This window comes from Robinsoniella sp. (assembly GCF_034124845.1).
Map to the genome: position 1 here is coordinate 1 of NZ_JAWYAJ010000611.1, position 19,040 is coordinate 19,040.

The 19,040-nt window shown below is 43.9% G+C and carries 11 protein-coding genes; 3 read left to right on the top strand and 8 right to left on the bottom strand.

All coding sequences use genetic code 11. The features are described from left to right. Positions 1–777: AraC family transcriptional regulator (locus ACH2DQ_RS29950; RefSeq protein ID WP_395028904.1), on the top strand; the 777-nt coding region annotated here is incomplete at its 5' end. 297 nt (positions 778–1,074) lie between these two features. On the opposite strand, the gene ACH2DQ_RS29955 is transcribed toward ACH2DQ_RS29950, so the two are convergent. The 8 genes from ACH2DQ_RS29955 to ACH2DQ_RS29990 form a co-directional block, all read right to left on the bottom strand. Then, a complete protein-coding gene (locus ACH2DQ_RS29955) occupies positions 1,075–1,785 on the bottom strand; it encodes a hypothetical protein (RefSeq protein ID WP_394915185.1) in 711 nt (236 codons plus the stop codon). A gap of 166 nt (positions 1,786–1,951) precedes the next feature. Further along, positions 1,952–5,155, bottom strand: a complete 3,204-nt coding sequence (locus ACH2DQ_RS29960) for a discoidin domain-containing protein (RefSeq protein WP_394915184.1) — start codon at positions 5,153–5,155, stop codon at positions 1,952–1,954. Between the two features lie 61 nt (positions 5,156–5,216). Then, on the bottom strand, positions 5,217–9,050 hold the full coding sequence (locus ACH2DQ_RS29965) for an Ig domain-containing protein (RefSeq protein ID WP_394915183.1): 3,834 nt from the start codon (positions 9,048–9,050) through the stop codon (positions 5,217–5,219). Positions 9,051–9,065: 15 nt separating this feature from the next. Further along, positions 9,066–9,938, bottom strand: coding sequence for an HAD family hydrolase (locus ACH2DQ_RS29970; protein WP_394915182.1), 873 nt, complete (start codon positions 9,936–9,938; stop codon positions 9,066–9,068). Then, the gene (locus ACH2DQ_RS29975) at positions 9,925–12,270 is read right to left on the bottom strand and encodes a glycoside hydrolase family 65 protein (RefSeq protein ID WP_394915181.1); all 2,346 of its coding nucleotides are present in this window, start codon (positions 12,268–12,270) and stop codon (positions 9,925–9,927) included. The genes ACH2DQ_RS29970 and ACH2DQ_RS29975 overlap by 14 nt, the downstream gene beginning before the upstream one ends. Positions 12,271–12,277: 7 nt before the next feature. Continuing rightward, positions 12,278–13,120, bottom strand: coding sequence for a carbohydrate ABC transporter permease (locus ACH2DQ_RS29980; RefSeq protein ID WP_394915180.1), 843 nt, complete (start codon positions 13,118–13,120; stop codon positions 12,278–12,280). Beyond that, the gene (locus ACH2DQ_RS29985; protein ID WP_394915179.1) at positions 13,121–14,008 is read right to left on the bottom strand and encodes a carbohydrate ABC transporter permease; all 888 of its coding nucleotides are present in this window, start codon (positions 14,006–14,008) and stop codon (positions 13,121–13,123) included. It lies immediately after the preceding gene. Between the two features lie 99 nt (positions 14,009–14,107). Further along, positions 14,108–15,538 carry an ABC transporter substrate-binding protein gene (locus tag ACH2DQ_RS29990; RefSeq protein ID WP_394915178.1) on the bottom strand — a complete coding sequence of 477 codons (1,431 nt, stop codon included), beginning with the start codon at positions 15,536–15,538 and terminating at the stop codon, positions 14,108–14,110. 325 nt (positions 15,539–15,863) lie between these two features. Here ACH2DQ_RS29990 and ACH2DQ_RS29995 point away from each other — a divergent pair, with 325 nt between their 5' ends. Both ACH2DQ_RS29995 and ACH2DQ_RS30000 read left to right on the top strand, forming a co-directional pair. Next, positions 15,864–17,630 carry a sensor histidine kinase gene (locus tag ACH2DQ_RS29995; protein ID WP_394915177.1) on the top strand — a complete coding sequence of 589 codons (1,767 nt, stop codon included), beginning with the start codon at positions 15,864–15,866 and terminating at the stop codon, positions 17,628–17,630. A 74-nt stretch (positions 17,631–17,704) separates the two neighbouring features. Then, positions 17,705–19,040, top strand: a 1,336-nt coding sequence (locus ACH2DQ_RS30000; protein WP_395028908.1) for a response regulator, incomplete at its 3' end; no start/stop codon positions are given.

The following is a 19,040-nucleotide window of genomic DNA, read 5'->3' on the forward strand; positions in this document are numbered from 1 at the left end:
CTCTATTATCTGTTCTCTAACCTAATTTCAGACAGCCGGCAGCAGCTGATTATCAACCAGGGTAAGTTACATCAGCAATCAAAAATCAATGAATCCATACAGATGTATAAATCCTTTGGAGATGAAGAAAAAGTAAGCTACCCTTATGAAAAGGAAAAAGAACTGATTACAAAAGTAAAAACGAAAAATGTACCGGAGGCAAAAGGCATCCTCAACGACCTTTTGGGATATGTACTATTTTCCGGCGGAAACAGCATGGACATCCTGAAATCCAGGGCAATAGAGCTGTGTTCGCTGCTTTCCCGCGCCGCTATTGAGGGCGGTGCCGCCACCGACAGCATTTTAAAAATAAACAACCACTTTTTACAGAACCTCCAGAACATCAACAACCTGGATGAACTGTGTTATAAGCTTCAGGAAAGCGTGGAGGTATTCACCGAATCCATGTTTAACTATATTCCATCCAAAAACAATGAGCTTATGAAAAAGGCAATTGCCTATATATCCAAAAATTATTCCAAAAATCTGACATTAGAGGAAGTTGCCAATGATGTACATCTCAATCCCGCATACTTCTCCACTGTCTTCAAGCAGTCCTGCGGCTCTTCTTTTAAAGAATACCTGAATATGGTGCGCATCGAAGAAAGTAAACGGCTGCTGGCGAATACGGATTATTCTGTAATCGACATCGCCATCGCAGTGGGATTTGAGGATCAGAGCTATTTCTCAAAAGTATTTAAAAAATATACTGGTCTTACGCCGAAGCAATATCGATGAAATTGGGGGGGATGCTGAACGCGATTGGCGTAATGCATCTGATCTTGAAAACGGATTTGTTTTCATTCTGTGATCAGAAAAAGGAGTAAACTTTCATCTTCTTTTACGCTTAAACAGCCGAAACATACTACGCTGCATCCAATAAAGAACAGCCAGCCACAGCCCAGGGGTTACAACCTGCTGAGAAAACCAGCTTTGTGGCGATAGACTGAATCTCGGAAAGATGGGTGTGGGAAACCCAAACCACAATGTGTGACGCACAACTCCCAGACTGCTTGTACGAAAATACCTACATATCTATTGCACCGCAAACTCATCAAATTTCTCCTGATTGACTGCAACCCCCAGCTTTTCAATATAAGCATCTGCATATCTTATAAGCAGATCATTTTTAAAAACTATCCCGTATTTATCCCGGATCTCGATGCTATCTAGTCCACTTATATCCTTTCCGTTTTCTTCGCAGTATGAACGGATCTGTTCATCTGTATATTTTAATTCATCCTCTTCCATGAGCTTTATCAATTCCCTGGATAAATTACTGATGCAGTAATTCATATATGTTAACATACTGTAGTTTTTATTACCGTATACGATTTTTCCGCTTTTTACAGAGTTCTCCCTGTCTGAATTTTCCTTTTCCATCTCTTCTTTTATTTCCTCAAAGGTAACTGTTTTTCTAAGTCCTTTTTCCTTTGCCAGAATAAAAATCATCTGTTCCCTCAGGCAATCCTGTTTCGCCTGTGCTTTTAGCAGCGTGGCTGCGGACATTCCTTCTTTTACCTGCCGGTTCCAAAATTCATCGTCCACTGTTTCGCCGGGTTTTTGATAACTGCTGATTATATCTGTTCTGTTTTTATCCAAATAAAACTGAAACTGCCCGTCTGTTATTTCTATCGAGCCTAACTTCATAATATAAGTATCGGTATCTTTTAAACATATGTAGAAAATTCCTGCTGCCAATCCAAGCAGCAGGATGCAGACAACACTCCATCGTATATACTTCATCTTTTCTCCCTGTTTGAATTATTTCGTTACATCCGAATGTTCCCATTGCAGGATGCAGCCATGCAGTTTCCAAACGCAGATTTACTGCATCTGAAATCACATGACTGCATCACACAGCACGGACAGCCAGACAGAGTCATAAATCAACTGCCCTGCGGCATTACAATTATTCTACTTCTATTTCAGCCAGACCGGTGCTGGTTGTGCTGTCCGATACGGACGTGATCACAAATTTAACACTGCTGGATTTTTTATTCACTGCAATCTCCAGAGGTCTTCCGTTGTTGGGCAGTTCACCCACTTCGATTTCGGAACCGTCATCGAATATCAGTTTACCGCCTGTGATCTGGTTATTCATATCCGGTCTGTCATATAATTTTATCCGGCTGATATCGGTCTTACTTTGGAAGTCCAGATTGATCCATGCCCCTGCAGTTTCCTGGTTTGTTACCCATTCTGCATGTGCAAATCTCATGTGCCCGTAGGGAAGTCCTCCGGCCTCTCCGTCCAGGACGCCATCAACTGCTTTTATGGCACTCTGATCCAGCTTCCTGTCTTTACTGCTCTTTTCTGAAGAAGCCGTCACTGCCGCATTCATTGCGAAGCTGGTAAAATCCCTGGTCCAGAAAATCTCATTTACCTTTGCAAAGGATCCAATATAGCCGTAATACTGTGAGGTATACAGGCGAAGTGCCTGATCTTTTAAATTAAAAGAAAACGGCGTCTGTCTCATAGAATAAGGCACATTGACATTTTCTCTCTCTGACCATTTAAACATTGTCAGATCCTCCAGGCCCTGTGGCATGTTAAATGCCTGGATACCCGCTTCATCGCTGTTTAGCACCGGCCAGTTTCCATCTCCTGCACAGGAATGGATAATACTTTCATGCATCGTCGGATTATAGGAGGGATTTTCCTTCTTAATGCTCTGGATCGCCTCTATGGCAAACAGGTCCAGGTAGGCATGGTCAAAATGCATATCATATCTGGATGGGACATAGATGTCCGTGGCATTGCTGTTAAGAATAGCAGTCTTTAAATCATTCAGGAAATTTGCCCTTGTGTATAAGGAATGCTCACCTGTTAATTCAAAGCGATAGTCCTGCTTAATATCAGGATTGCCATAGCTGTACTGATTGCCAAATCTGCTGGTTAAAACAGCATCGTCTTCACCCGTATATAATTGATACAGAAAACTGTCCCAGTATGTCTGTGTACCTCCAAGGCCGCCTGTATCTGCATATCCCAGGAACATGATATTGTCTTTGGACAGCCCCAGCGCATTCAGTGCATTGATGGTTTCCACAATTCTGCCCTGACCGCTTCCCTGGCCGTTGTAGTCGCCATTGGTTGCAAGAAGCACCTTTACATTGTCACCTGCATCTACTGCCCGTTTGATGATTCCTCCTGCCATCAGCATCTCATCATCCTGGTGGGGTGCCAGAATTAATATATTTTTTCCGCTTGGCACACCTGCATCCAGACCGTCAAAATGAATACCGGTGACTTCCAGGTCAGCTGATGGATTTGGGAAGAGAAACTTTACATATCTTGCCGTTGTTACCGGTATCTGAATTTCATCTTCCGCTGTCTCCCCGGATACTTCAGACAAAATGGTCCAGTTCTTTTCATCTGAGGATACCAGGAACTGATAATTGTTTTTTGTTGTATTTTCTGCAAAGTCCACCTTATGATTTCGAATGTTGAATTCTCTGCCCAGGTCAATCTGCAGATATGCCGGTTCTTCTGTAACCTCCGGTTTCCATGAAGTAGCCGGATTGTTGTCCGTTACCGCTTCTTCATTGTAATTTTCTGCTGTACCTGACGCTTCTACCGGCTGTCCAAAAGCCAGGTCTAAGTTCAAGTCCTGTCCAGCTTCTGTTGGCACATTGCTATCTACTGCAAATGCTCTGAATTCCGGAATGATTGCCCATGCAAGCGGTCTCTGAGTCGGCGTACCTGTAATTGTAACCCTGATCTTACTGCATTCAATATCCACATCCGCCGTCTGCACCACCGAAGATGCGGGGTCGGTGTAAGGAGATTCCTGTGAATAATCTACTGCGGTGACCCAGTTTTCTCCACCGTCATTGGAATACTCAATTGTATACTTCCAGTCTTCAGCCAGATCTGTATTGTTATCCTTTAAATCTTCCCATTCGATCTCCAGTTTTTTAACATTGTAATTGCTCCCCAGATCCACGGTCCACCAGTAGGGGAAGGTGCCTGTATTTCCACTGAAGGTCTTGGTGTCTCCGTCTACCGCCAATCCCGGTGCATTGCTTCCTGCGGACTGTTCCGCATTCTTGTGCAGGGCGACATTGGTTAACTGATTGTCGGTAAACACTTTAAACTCTGCAAAACCGCACCAATAAGTTTCTGCCGGAAGCCCGGTAATGGTTACTCTCACATAACGGAATTTGGTATTCTCTTCAAATATCCCGGTCTGAGTCTTACTGCCATCGGTATTCCCTGTCCGATCAGACAGCATGGTAAAATTCACTCCGTCTGAGGATCCTTCAATTTTGTACTTCCAGGGATTGCTTTCCTCCTTTTCAAATGTCAATTCAAAATCCAGAAGGTCATAATCCTGTCCCAGATCCACCTGCCACCATTTATCAGCACCTGATCCGTTGTTGATCCACATGGAGTCGTAATTTCCATCATTTCCATTTGAAGCGGGGCGCTGATTGTCACCGGATGTAGTTACCGGTTTGTTCTGTGATACGTTTAGCTTTGACATATCCACATCTTCCAGGATCAGGTTATCCAGCTTTATCTCAGCGGGACCTGCCTGGCTTTCCATCACAAGATACACCGCCATTTCATCGTTGTTAAAATCTGTCCGAAACTCCTGTTCCTCAGTTCCCACAGAAAAGCTATTGCTTTCCGATCCCGATACTACCTTCACGGTTGCCCCGCTGCTTGAAAATGCTGAGAATCCCCGGAATATTTTCCCATAGGGTATTGCTATTTTACTTACCTGGGCATCCTTAGTCAGGGTTTCCGCCCATAATTTTACATTTCCATTAGATGTACCGGTAAAAAATCCACCGGTTCCAAAATCGCATCCTCCATAGATCCCGGTAAGCGCCTGATCTTCGCCGCCCCGATCTTCAAAATCAATGACCGTCTGACGGATTTCTGCTTCTGTCGCATTTACATCTTTTGTCGAATTTACGTCTTCTGCCGTATTTACGTCTTCTGCCGTATTTATGTCTTCTGCCGTATTTACGTCTTCTGTCTCATTTACGTCTTCTGCTGCATTCACTTCCTCTGCCGCATTCACCTTTTCTGCCGGTATAGCGGAAATTCCTCCCAGAATCAATAGGGTTGATGCAAAAGCTGCTATCACATGTTTTTTTCTCATAGCTCGTTCTCCCTTCCAGAGCGTGCGCCGTAAGATATACGGCACGCTCTGATGTTTTCTTCTATTTTGCCTGATATTTTACGGTGTTAGAATAATTTCCCCAGATCTTATCTTTGCCATGCTTGATGTAGGTACGTACTTTAAAGGTATATGTTTTACCTTTTTTAAGCTTTGAAGTATAGAACTTTGTCTTAGACGTCTCTCCAATATTTCTGTAAGAACCTTTCCCGGTTTTCATACGGATCACATAGCTGGCGTTTTTCACTTTGGTATAGCTCAGTACTGCCCTGCCCCGGGTAGATTTTTTCACCGATTTCAGTTTCACTGTGCCCGGTTTTGTTACTGCAGTCAGGCTTGCGGATTTCTTTCCGGTTCCGCCGGCATTTACCCCGGCAACCCGGTAGGTGAACGCGGAGCCTTCCTTCAGTCCGGATAGCTTGATGCTGGTGTCATAGGTGCGTTTTACCTCTTTCCACTTCTTATCTTTTTTATTGTAGAGGTAAACTTTGTAATAATCGGCGCTTTTATCTTTTTTCCAGGATACCTTCAAGGATTTTCTCGAAATGCCTGATGCTTTTACATTGGATATTTTTCCTGGTTTTTTTACATTTGCGTCTTTATATTCTACCGTCACAAGGCATTTTTTGACAAATCCTCCGTCTAATGTCTTTACGGTGATCTCAGACCTTCCGTTTTTCAGTGCCGTTATTTTTCCGGTGTTGGATACGGATACGGTTTTTGGCTGGGAGGAACTCCAGGTCAGTGCTTTTTCACTGGCATTTGCCGGGAGTACCTGTGCATTTAACTGTACAGATGCACCTTTCTTTGTCAGTCTGACCTCTGTCTGATCTAAAGTTATTCCGGTTACCTTCACAGGTATGGCAACATTTACTTTGCAGACCGCAGTTTTATTTCCATCCCTTGTAGTGGCAATTATATCTGCTTTGCCATTTCCCACTGCACGGATCACGCCGTTTGAATCTACAGCAGCTACCGCTGTATTCGTAGAACGGAAGCTGACCGTTTTATCCGTAGCATTCTGGGGGGATACCACTGCCTTTATCTGTACCTGCTCTCCGGTTTTAGTGAGGGTTACTGCAGTTTTATCCAGTTCTACTTTGCTGACCGGTATGACAGGAGCCGGAATTTCCACGGTTACCAGACAGGCTGCTGTTAGTTCTGTTCCTTCTACTGCTGCTGTTATTACAGCTGTTCCATTGGCTTTGGCACTCACCAGACCTTCCTGGTTTACCGCAGCCACACCCTGGTTGGAGGACTCCCAGATGACCGTTTTATGATCTGCATTCTCCGGCGTAACCTCTGCTGCCAGTTGTAAGGTTTCATTTACCTTTGTAAGCAATGCTTCGTCCTGGCTTAAGGTGATACCGGTGGGCAGGATTTCTTCAGGCGCTTCTTTTTCATATACCTTGAATTCTGCAAATCCGGGCCAGAAATCATCTCCCGGAAATCCCGTCAGGATTACTTTCAGATAACGGTAAGTACCGGTTGTTTCGAACGTGCCGGTCTGCACTCTGGAACCGTCTGTATTATCTGACCTGTCACACAGCATTTCAAAGTCATCATCCGGGCCTTTTTTTCCTTCAATCTGATATCCCCAGGCACCCCCTGCTTCATCCTTTTCAAATACCAGTTCAAAGTTCTTTAAATCATATTCCTGCTCAAGATCTACAAGCCACCATTCGTTTAACTCATCGCCTGCATGAACCCACATGGTTCCTTCATTTCCATCGTTTCCGTTGTATCCTTCATACTGGTCGTTGCCGCTTGTGGTGACAGGCTTGTTCAGGGCAATGTTTACCGGTTCATATTCCCCTTTTTCCAGAAGCAGGTTATCAAAGTATACCACACTTCCGGCACTGCCTTCCACCGTCACGGTGAGATTATCAACCGCTGAAGTAAGTCCTGTATTGAAAAAGTTATTGGCAGAGGTAATCAAAAATGATTTCTTATACCCTTCTGCTTCCAGGGTTACCCATGCAGTTCCTTCACATTGTGCCTGAAAGCTTTTTAATTTCTGGCTCTTTGGCAGTGTAATCACGCCGCTGGTCTCTCCCTCTGCCAGATAAAGAGATTTCAGTCCATTTGTGGATCCTGTTCTCCACTCTCCGGAAAAGATACAGTCTCTGTACATCTCCGCAAATGGCATTTCTTCGTCCGGGCGGTCTTCAAAATCAATCGTTCCGTCTGGAACCTGATTTGCCGCTCTGCTGTTGTCAGCTCCGATATTTGGTGCCCCTACAGCCGATACGGGATTGCCCCAGTAATCACGTCCGCCATTATCTTCAATCAAAGTTCCTGCTTCGATACAGTTGGAATTATCGCTCAGCTGATAACCGCCAACACTGTCAAGCCCCCTGGACCCGGTGCCGATATTTACAAAATCATCCGCCGTTACCGTAACTGCCTTTTCATCATCGCTTCTTAAAATGCTGGCATCACTTCCTCCATATGCATTGTTTTCAGCCGTTCCCATTAAATCCTCGTGCCATCCTTTGGAGCTGGCATCGCTGTAAATTACATTGTTGGTAAACCGGAAGTTCTCTTTATTCACAGGCGTTCCGTCCCAGTTATTGGTGATATAGCTGTTATGCCCCTCACTGAGATAAAAATCGTTGTTATATACATACATCCTGTTATTATCGCCGGTGGACCAGCCGCCCATGGTAACAATGGCGCCTCCTCCATAGCTGTTTGTACCATAACCGTCATTTTGACTGATATTGTATCGTATATGAGTGGTATATGTACTGCCCAGTGCACATTCGAAGTAAGCTCCGGAAGGATTGTCATGTGTATAATTATACTGTATATAATTAAGTGTTGCATTCACATCTGCGTCAAAAGCCTGAGAATCTTCTTTGGATTCCGAAGCACCTGAGCCGAATACCTCATTAAACTGTGCGACTGTGTACTCGCCATTCTCCCACCAGATCGGTACATTGCCGTTTGGTCCGCTGTTGCAGCCGTCGCTGGTATTGTACTCAATCACTGCATTGGAGTATGCCGTAGGGCAGATAGCCGCATTTCCAATATCCTCACAATAATTGTTGCGGATTACCAGATTCGTGCTGTTATATCTTGAGCCTGCATATTCGCTGTCCGGAATCCCTGTTTCATGCTGAAAACGGCTGCTGCCCCAGGTAGACATGAAGTTGATTCCATAGTGGTTGATATTAGGTCCCACAATATTGTTCTCCACGGTGATATCATTCCATCTCGTGGGAACCTTGTTTCCTCTGATACTGTAAATGATTCCGCCCCTGCCGATACCAGCCTGCTGTCCAATGGGATGGGAAACAATATCATGCACATAGAGATCCCTGCAGTTCATCTGCTCTAAGGTTCCCGCATCCTCTGCCATAATCAGTACGCCATATTTTTTAATATGGTCATCCGGATTCTCTCCCGGAATCCGATTGGTAACCTCAAGTGAAGTAATTTCCCAGTATTGCTGATTATAAAAGTAAACTGCCGCATTGAAGATCCTGTTCTCCAGATCATCTCCATCTTCACCGCACCAGTTATTCCCCTGTATCAGCGGTCTTGCTTCTGAGTCCCCATAAGCTCCTATCTGGATGGGATTTCCCTTTTCCCCGGAGCCTTTCGGACTTAACTGACCAGTCCATACATCTCCCTTTTGGAAAAGTATCTGATCACCCGGCTCAAACGTAGTGCTGTTTACCTTCTCCAGAGATGACCATGCATCCCCTTCACTTGTTCCCGGATTTTCGTCATCCCCGCCGTCAAAATCAATATAGTACGTAGTACCGGCAGCCTCCTCTGCCTGAACCTCTATCCCTGGTACAATGAGGCTTCCTATTGCCAGCATTGCACAAAGCCCCAGGCTGATCCATCTTTTGCTTTTCTTAAACATAACTTTCTCCTTCCATTATTGGTTATTTTGTTCTCCAAGAAATCTTAAGAAGCTTTGCACACCTCCTCCCACCTGTTTTACCTCATTTGGACGTAAACCTTCTGTGTCTGACACATCGAAGAATTCCCCGTGTCTGGTTTTATCCGTTATCATATAACTGTCACTTCCAAATAAGCATTCATCAAAACCGATATATTCATCCCCCCAGAAGCTGCATTCCTCTTCCCGGATCTGATACTGATTGCCAAAGTAATCCATGAAATCATTCACATTGTCGCTCTTGCTGGAAATGCCCACTTCCAGATACTTGGCGTCTGTCGTTGCGCATACCGTTGTACCGTGCTTTCTGCCCATTTCCTCCGCCAGGTCAATCAGTCCCCTGATTCCTCCCGTAAATCCATGGCTGCTCAGGTTCACCAGAAGCTGCTCCTTCTCCCCGTCCTGTAAAAAAAGGGATTCTCCTCTGTTGTTTTCAACCATCAGATCAATCTTGCAGTAATTTGGACGGCTGAATACAATATCCGTAGCGATGGAATAATCCTCCAGTAAACTGCGGTGTATATCATAGCAGATGTCATGAATCCGGATTAGACCGGATTTGGAAGGGATTCTGTGGCTGAGCAGGTAAGGTTTTCCACTGTCATCAAAAGCATAATTATATGCCCCTCTTCCCAGTCCGAAAAACAGACTTTTCCGCTCCTCTGTACTAAAATATTCATGCAGCCTTCCCTCTGCAATATTTTCCAGCGTAGTACCGCTTATGACCGCCAGTTTCACGCCCCGGGCCAGCAGCTCTTTCATGGGAACCACCACCTCATCTACCGGCGCTTTCCTGGACAGCACCGCCGTACCATCCCAGTCAAAAAAAATCGCTCTATATTTTTTCACAGCAGCTTGCCTCCTTTTCTGTTAATTTTATTTTCTTTCCATTTACAGACAGTTCTAATTCGCAGCCGCTGATTAACGTAAATCTGCACGCTTCCTTTGTCATGTCTGCTTCCAGTACGCTGCCCCGGTATTGAATCCGGAAGGTATATCCTTTCCAGCCTTTTGGTACAAAGGGGTGAAACGCAAGCATTCCGGCATTGGTGCGAAGCCCCGCAAATCCATTTACAATAGCCAGCCAGGTACCAGCCATATTGGCTGCGTGTATACCGGCATAAAAGTTGTTGTGGTAATCATCCAGATCCATACGGGCGGACTGGGAAAAATACTCATAAGCTTCTTCCTGATACCCGATTTCACTTGCCAGAATCCCAAAAATGCAGGTGGACAAAGAGGAGTGATGCAGCGTTACCTCCTGATAAAAGTCGTAATTCCGTTTCAGTTCCTCCTTCGTAAACAGGTTGCTGTGCAGATACATTCCTAAAATAGCATCTGCCTGCTTGGACATCCGCTGACGGTATATAAAAAGAGGATGATAATTCTCGTATAAAAGATGCCGTTTCTCCACAGGAATCCTGGAATCATCCCATGGCTTTCTCATCATGAATCCGTCATCCAGCGGATATACCTGACGTTTTTCGTCATATGGAAAATACATATTCTCAACGATGCGCTCCCAGTACGCCGTCTCCTGGTCTGTGATGGACAGCCTTTCGATAAATTCCTGATAGAATTGCGGTTCTGTTTCCTTTAGCAGTTCCAGCGCTTTCAGTGCATACCGGATATTCTCTCTCGCCATGAGATTGGTATAAAAATTGTTATCTACAATTGCATTGTACTCATCGGGACCGGTCACTGCACAGATACAGTATTGATTTCCTCTGCACTCTGCAAAGCACCCAACGTCCGCCCATACTCTGGCGGTTTCACAGAGTACCTCTGCCGCCATTTCCTTTAAAAACTCTCTGTCACCGGAGACATCTACATACAGCTGGAATGCATAGGCTATATCTCCATTGATATGATACTGTGCCGTTCCCAGTGGAAAATAGGTGGATGCTTCTTCCCCATTAATGGTCCGCCAGGGATAAAGAGCTCCCTTTTCATGACCCAGCACTCTCGCCCGCGCCCTTGCCTGATCCAGAGTATGATAACGGTATTCCAGCAGCTTTTTCGCCAGTTCCGGTGCCGTATAGACAAATACCGGAAGCACGTACATTTCCGTGTCCCAGAAATAATGTCCTTCGTACCCCTCTCCGGAAAGCCCTTTTGCTCCCAGGGAAGTACGCCCATCCCTGCCTGCAGCCTGCATAATATGGAACAGGTTAAACCGTATTCCCTGCTGCAGAGCTTCGTCTCCCTGTATCCCCACGTCTGCTATATCCCAGAATGACTTCATATATTCTGTCTGTTTTTCTTTAAAGTAACCATATCCCAGTCCGTTACACTCCCTGCATTTCTCTTCCACAAATCCAAACAGGCTCTCCTCCTGCATATCCAGGGAGGAGGTGCATACAATAAATTTGTCCAGTACCAGTTTCTCACTCTGTTGTCCCAGAAATGTCCAGGTAAGCTCTGCATACGCCTCTTTCTGCAACGCAGATACCGATTGACATGCCATAGAACCGTGGCAGCTGTGTCCCACTCCAAATGCAGCAGTCAGTCCGCTCTTTTTTGTCTTTCCCTCAAAATACAGCAGTTCCTCAGAAGCACTGCAACTGGTTTCATGAATCCGCTTTCCAAACGGACCGTAATCCACCAGCGGATTTGTCTTTCTCGTATGGTTTTCCACGTCCCCATCAATATAGGAACAGATTCGTACTTCACATTCCCGGTTTAACAGTAAAAGGCTGAGCCTCTGCACCATTACATTTTTATCCGCAAATGACACCATCCGTTCAAATAAAAGCCGTATCTTAATCCCATTGGGCGATGTCCAGTCCACAGACCGTACAACCGTTCCATTCTCCATGTTCAGCGTCCTCTGATAAAAGTCCAGGCGCCCCTGCCTCATATCAAACTGCTCATTGTCCACATATATTTTTACAGGCTTACCATTGGGCAGATTCAAAAGGGACTGGCTCTTTAAGGGAAATCCGAAATTCCATTCCCCGTAACGTATATCCTCACTTTCATAAAATCCATTGATAAAATTTCCTTCCAGCCCCTCATCCACGGAAAAATCATAGTCTTCCTCAAAGGTTCCCCTGGTTCCAATATAACCGTTGGACAATGCAAATGTTGTCTCATTCCTGTAGTTGTTCTCCATACAAAACCTGTCTTCTGTGATGTTCCATGGTTCTATGGGGTATATTTTTTTATTATGTAATTCCATCCTGTGATTATCCTTTCACCGCACCTGCGGTTAAACTTTCCATTACCTGTCTCTGTAAAATGATAAAAACTGCAATTGTAGGCAATACGGTCATTACCACCGCCGCAAAAAGAGCGGAATAATTATTGGCAAAGGTCCCCATGTAGTAATTCAATGCAATTGGTATCGTCCGGGCAGTGTCCCCGCTTGTAAGCATTAAAGCAAAGTAAAACTCATTCCAGGTATTGATAAACTGTAAAAGTGCTATGGTTACCAGCCCCGGCTTTGCCAGAGGCAGGATAATATGCCAAAAGGTCTGCAAGAAGGTGGCGCCGTCAATATAAGCCGATTCCTCCAGTGCCATGGAAATGGTTTTATAATAGCTTGTCATAACAAAGAATGACATGGGTATCCCCATAGCGGAGTAGACAATGACCAGCCCGATCTTTGTATCGAAAATCCCCAGCTTCTGAAAGATTGAGAACAAGGGCTGTGAAATAGCCTGTGCCGGAAGCATTAAGGATGCCGAAATTAACAGCACGATCAGCGGCTTTAATTTGAACTCAAACCGGGAGATAATATAGGCACACATAGCAACGAATGCCAGAGTGACTAACACGCTGCAGCCTACGATAATGACACTGTTCATAAAATACTTGGCTATGGGAGCGTATTTAAAAGCCGCTTTATAGTTATCCAGATTAAAAGTGGATGGCCAGGATAATGCAGAGGAATTGATCTCTGAATAGCTCTTAAAAGAACTGATAAATGCCCATACAATCGGACCTACTGCAATAAATACAAAGAATATTAAGAATAAATATTTTGCAATGACTGCACAGACTATGGATACTTTTGATGTTTTCTTCAATTATTTCCCCTCCCTTATCTCTTTTTTATCCCGGAACAGCTGTTGTATCAGAATGACCAATACCAGGCCCAGCACGATCTGTACTACCCCGACAGCATTGGCTTTCCCGTAGTTATTCTCCAGGGTAGCCGCTTTGTACAAGAACATGGGCAGGTTTAAAGTGGTGGTTCCGGGTCCGCCCTTCGTTGTCACATAGATGATATCAAACTGGGATACCATTGCAACGGATGCCAGTATGACACAGGTGCCAAATATATTTTTCATAAGGGGCAGGGTGATAAAGCGGTCTACCTGCCAGGGCTTTGCTCCGTCTACTCTTGCCGCCTCGTATATTTCTTTGTCAATAGCTCCCATCTCTGCTAAGAATATAATGGTATTAAAGCCCGCATAGAGCATCCAGGTAAGTGTTACGGTCCAAAATGCATATTTGGAATTTCCAAACAGGTTCGGTACCTGAGAGGCATTGAATCCAAGTGCCTCGAAAATGGGCTTCACCACACCAAAGGAGGGATTCAGCAATAAGGTAAACATAACTCCTGTTGCTGCCGTTGGTATAATATTGGGGATCATATATGCGGTCCGCACTATTTTCCATCCTTTCGGTTTCCGCCTTAAAACCAGCGCCATAAGCAATCCCAGGCAGACATGGAAGGTGGACTGCAGGAGCACCCACACCAGCGTATTTTTAATCGCTGCTAAAAAAGTTTCATCCTGAAAGATCGCCAGGAAATTTTTCAAGCCGGTAAAAACCGGACCCGAAAAAGTAGTATAATCACAAAGCGAGGTATAAACTACGGTAACAATAGGCGCTGCATACACCAGGGCAAACAAGGCCATACAGGGCAGCGTAAACATTACGATCCATAACTTCTTATTTTTAACTTTCATTTCAACACCCTTTCATCTCTCTTTAAAAAATTAGATCCGCAAGTTTGTGCCTGCGAATCCAATTTTTATCTCAGAACGCGTCTATAGACACGCTCTATTCTATTCCTGATTTTTAGCTGCAGAATCAGACAATTTTTGACAGAATTCTTTTGGTGTAATATTGCCATATGCCAGTTCCGGCAGTTCTGTAGAAAATGTATCGATTGCATTCTGATACCAATATGCCTGGTTCTGCCCATATGTTAACTTTGCTTTATTCTGAATCTCCAGAACCTGAGCCATCAGTGGATCTTTTTCGCTTAAATCAGAAGGAATGTCCAGATTGTTGGATACCGGCTGAAGTCCCGTCATCTCCAGTGCTTTAATCTGATTTTCAGGACTTGTTTCAAACTTCAAAAATGCTACTGCAGCTTCAATTTTATCCTTGTCCTTTGCTCCCACCATATCTCCGGGTGTTGGAACCATTTCCATTCCGTCTCCCGGCATCAGCATAATTCCAACTTTGTCATAGAATCCTTCCGGTGCCTTTTCCGTCTGGGAAAAGTCAGGAATCATCCACGGACCATTGGGGAACATTGCAACTTCTCCATTGAAGAAATGAGTTGCCATGGGATCATATTTTCCACCTATCGCATCGGCTGTTGTGTAATTTTCGAACATTTTTTGGATGTTTTCTGCCGCTTTTTCTACTTCCGGTGTATTGAAATCTGTGGGGTAAAGTGTATTCATCCACTTATTTCCTGCGTCACCGTCTGTGCCGATCAAAGCGCTCATCCAGAGGTTCGTAAGCCATCCGCTGTCTGCCGTATCCATGCCAAGAGGCGTAATGCCAGCTTCTTTTAATTTGTCACAGGCTTTAAAGAACTCATCCCAGTTTGCAAATGAAGTTTCCGGAACCTCAACTCCTGCCTGCTCAAATAATTCCTTATTATAATAGATGTAAGAGATTTCTTTTGAAACCGGCACTCCGTAGATTTTGCCGTCTACTGTATTAAACTTCAGGGATGTTTCATCAAATAATGCCTTCCATTCAGGATCAGCCTCAAAATAAGGTGTTAAATCGGTAACTTTTCCTGATTTTGCTGCCAGCTCCGTGATATTATTTCCTCCGTTAAATACGATATCCGGAAGGTCACCGCTGGATATCAGCAGCTTAATTTTCTGATTATAAGCATCGGTTGTAGGGATTTCTTCAAAATTAAACTCCACATTTTTACCGGCATCGGTCTTTTTAAATTCCTCAAACAGATATGTATAGTATTCTGCCGCATAATCCGTACCAACATGATAATTGATTACATTTAACTCTACTTTTTTTCCATCTTCTGCGGCTGCCGCACTGCCCGCTTCTGAAGACTGTTCCTCCGTTGTTTTGCCATCTGTTGTCTGGGCATCTGTCGCCTGGGCATCTGTTGCCTTCTCACTTGCTTTTCCGGCAGTTTCACTATTTCCTCCACATGCAGTAAGTCCTAAAACCATAATACCTGCCAATGCTGTAGCAATCGCTCTTTTTGTCAATTTTCTTTTCATATAAATCCTCCTTGTCATCTTATGGCTAAATTATAACTTTAAATTGACCATTCGTGAATAAAATATAAGATTCATGGCTTGGACTTTCAGATCCCTTTGGGCTCAAATTTTTTTCACAGTTTTAATTTCAGACAAAAACTATGAAAATTTTGACCTTTTCTTTAAATATCCGGTCATCCTTCTGAAATTTATTGATACCAACCTATAAATATGGCATAATCCCTTTAGAGCGTGTTTGAAATTGCTTTCTGGAAGCTTTGGGTTACAATTTCAAACAGGCTCTATTATCATCGAATCTGCATAATACTTTTTAAGGAGATGCCATATGTCCAAAGAAGTTACTGATACCCGCAAGACCTTATCTCTTCGTACATTTATCACCGTTGTCATTTCACTGATTGTTACTGTAATACTGGTGTTGTCCATTTCCTTCTTCTATAAGGAAACGTCCTATATATTGATAAACGAATATGAGCAGTCCATAACTGCCCAGCTCAGCCAGGTTAACCAGCAGATCAGCGAACAGATCGATGCATTGGATTCCATCATTCCCATGTTTCTGTCCAATTCAATGATTTCAAATACACTGGAATCCATCAACTATAATTCGGTAACGAATGACAGCAAAATCAGTATTGAAAAACAGATGTCCCACACCTACTACAGCACCTCACTGTCCAGTAAAAATTTTATAAACGGGATACACATCTATAGCGATGACGGTACGGAATTTTATATCCCCACCTCCGGCGGCTCAGAGCGGGATCTCGACCTGAATCAGAGACTGCTGGATAATATAGACCCGACAGACCCCGGATTGATCTGCATGTCGCTTTATTCCGAATATAAAAGTATCTTTTTCGCCAGAAATATATTCAGCAGCAATACCGGCAGACATATCGGGCTTTTTATTGTAGATGTGGCTCCTGTAAACTGGATTCAGTTCTGTGCCAAAGGACTGGATCCCTCATGGTTCATCTATTTATATAATAATGAAATGAGTGTACTTTCCAATGGGGAAATGGAAGTACAGAGTGAACAGCTGCTGCAACAAATTGATAAACAGAATTCCACCGTTTCATTCCAGGAGTTAACGCTTTCGGGCGAACCCTATTTTGTGGCTGCACAGGAATTGCAGGGACTGCAGATCACCTCTGCCGTTGCTGCACCGAAGCATTTAATGATGCGGGACCTAAACCAGACCCTGAAGTCATACCTCCTTTTAATGTCCGTAATCGTCCTGATCGCTCTTACCACAGCCGTTATTCTGAGCCGGACCGTTACGAGACCCATTAATAAAATGGTCTATCATATCAATGAAATTTCCCAGGGACGACAAGACAGCCTGCCTCCCCTTAAGATGCATTATGAGTTTCAGGTATGGATGAACGCATTCAATCAAATGTTGAAAAAACTGGATATCTCGTATAACGATAATTTCCAGAAGCAATTGCTGTTAAAAAATGCAGAGATCCGGGCTTTGCAGTCCCAGATGGATCCTCATTTCCTGTTTAATGTATTAAATACCATCGCCTGGAAAGCCCAGATGAGCGATAATGAAGAGATCTATGATATGATTATCTCCCTTGGTGAACTGCTTCGGATCAATACCCTGTCAAAAGAATCTGCATACACGCAGCTGGAGCAGGAGATGAAATACGTGAAATTCTATATCTATCTGCAGCAGATGCGGTTTGAAGATAAAATTTCCTTTGATATACAGGTCCCTGATTCGCTGATGAAATGTATGATCCCCGGCTTTTGTATTCAGCCCTTAGTGGAGAATGCAATTATACACGGACTAGAGCCAAAGAAAGGGAATGGAAAGTTATCCATCAATATTATCGAAACAGAGCGTTATATGGAAATTTCCATTAATGATAACGGTATTGGATTTGAAACCGTACCCGATATACGCCGGATTGCATCCAAAAACGATGGCTCCCACACCCATATCGGATTGAAAAATCTGGATAAGCGCCTGGAGCTGTTATACGGGGAAGAGGCAAGATTACATATACTGAGCACACCAAATGTATGTACTTCCATATCTTTTCGCATTCCGATTCATACCGATTTGCCGAAATTGTAGCGGAATGTTTATTTTGACAAGATTCGAAAAATGATTTTTCAATATTTTATGGCAGGGAAAAAGGAGACGAAGTTATGATATTTCAATTATTAATTGTGGATGATGAGGCCACTATGAGAAAAGGCATTTCTAATTTTATGAACTGGGAATCCATAGGATGTGAAGTTGCAGGAACAGCCAGTGATGGCATCGAAGCGATTGATTTTATTCAGAAAAACCACGTAGATATTGTGATAACCGATATTCGGATGCCCGTCTCAGACGGGCTGGAGGTGGCAAAATTTGTATACGAGAATATGCCGGACGTACAGGTCATCCTGTTGACCGGATTCGCAGACTTTGAATATGCCCAAAGAGCCATCCACTATAATGTCTCTGCATTCATTCTAAAGCCGACCAACAAAAAGGATTTATTTGAGGCCGTCCAGGCCGCTCAAAAAAAAATGCTCACGTCCAAAAAAAACAATTCTGCTGCAGAAGAAGATCTGACTTTTTTAAAGGAGCAATTGCTGCAGGAACTGACAGACTCTCCTTTGTCACCCTCATTGGAACAGCGAATCTTCCAGTATGGAATATGCCTGGAGCAATACTATATTGCTGCCTTCCAGATTACCCCTCCGAACCCGGATATCTCTTCTTTTAAAAAATTAATCTTATCTGAGAAGGCATATTGTTACCGCTACAACCATTTGGTTATCGTAGTCTATTATCTGGCTAAAAGCAGTAACCAGGTTCCCGCCTACATCCTGGAAAACTGTTCCGAAATCGCTGCCATCACCCATACTTTGGATTCCAGCCAGGCAGCCATCGGAATCAGCCGCTGTCATGATACCGCCGCGGAATTCAGTGCAGCCGTATCGGAAGCCATTTATGCCCTCTCACTGACCTTTTATACGGAAAATAATATTGCCCGCTTCACCCAGACGGCAAGTCCTGATGAATACGATATTAACGCTGAAAATTCTATGGATTTGCTCAACCTTGAAAACACCCTGAATCAGTTTAGCTTTGACGAATCCCGGAACATCATACATAACCTGTTTACTAAATTTAAAAGAAACCTTGTAAAATCCAGAGATGCCAAAAATATCTGCTCCCAGATTTATTATATCTGCTCCAGGGTGTCTCTAAAAAGGGGCATTACTCCCTGCGGAGCCGAATACCTGACAGGCATATATAATTCCAACGATATTTTCACCCTGGAAACTTCCTTGCTGGAAATGCTGGATACCACCATCAGCCACCTGACCGGAACCGGAGCTTCTCAGAACAAGATTGTGGAAGATACGATCAAGTACATCCACAGCCACTTATCCGAATCCCTGTCCTTAGAAAACATAGCGGAAAACTTACATATATCCCCTTCCCATTTAAGCAGAACATTCCGCAAGTCTTATAGCGAGCCGATTA

What these genes read in the sequence shown, in the direction of transcription:
- ACH2DQ_RS29955 (WP_394915185.1), bottom strand. Translation starts at nt 1,785, where the DNA reads ATGAAGTATATACGATGGAGTGTTGTCTGCATCCTGCTGCTTGGATTG.
- ACH2DQ_RS29960 (WP_394915184.1), bottom strand. Translation starts at nt 5,155, where the DNA reads ATGAGAAAAAAACATGTGATAGCAGCTTTTGCATCAACCCTATTGATT.
- ACH2DQ_RS29965 (WP_394915183.1), bottom strand. Translation starts at nt 9,050, where the DNA reads ATGTTTAAGAAAAGCAAAAGATGGATCAGCCTGGGGCTTTGTGCAATG.
- ACH2DQ_RS29975 (WP_394915181.1), bottom strand. Translation starts at nt 12,270, where the DNA reads ATGGAATTACATAATAAAAAAATATACCCCATAGAACCATGGAACATC.
- ACH2DQ_RS29985 (WP_394915179.1), bottom strand. Translation starts at nt 14,008, where the DNA reads ATGAAAGTTAAAAATAAGAAGTTATGGATCGTAATGTTTACGCTGCCC.
- ACH2DQ_RS29990 (WP_394915178.1), bottom strand. Translation starts at nt 15,538, where the DNA reads ATGAAAAGAAAATTGACAAAAAGAGCGATTGCTACAGCATTGGCAGGT.
- ACH2DQ_RS29995 (WP_394915177.1), top strand. Translation starts at nt 15,864, where the DNA reads ATGTCCAAAGAAGTTACTGATACCCGCAAGACCTTATCTCTTCGTACA.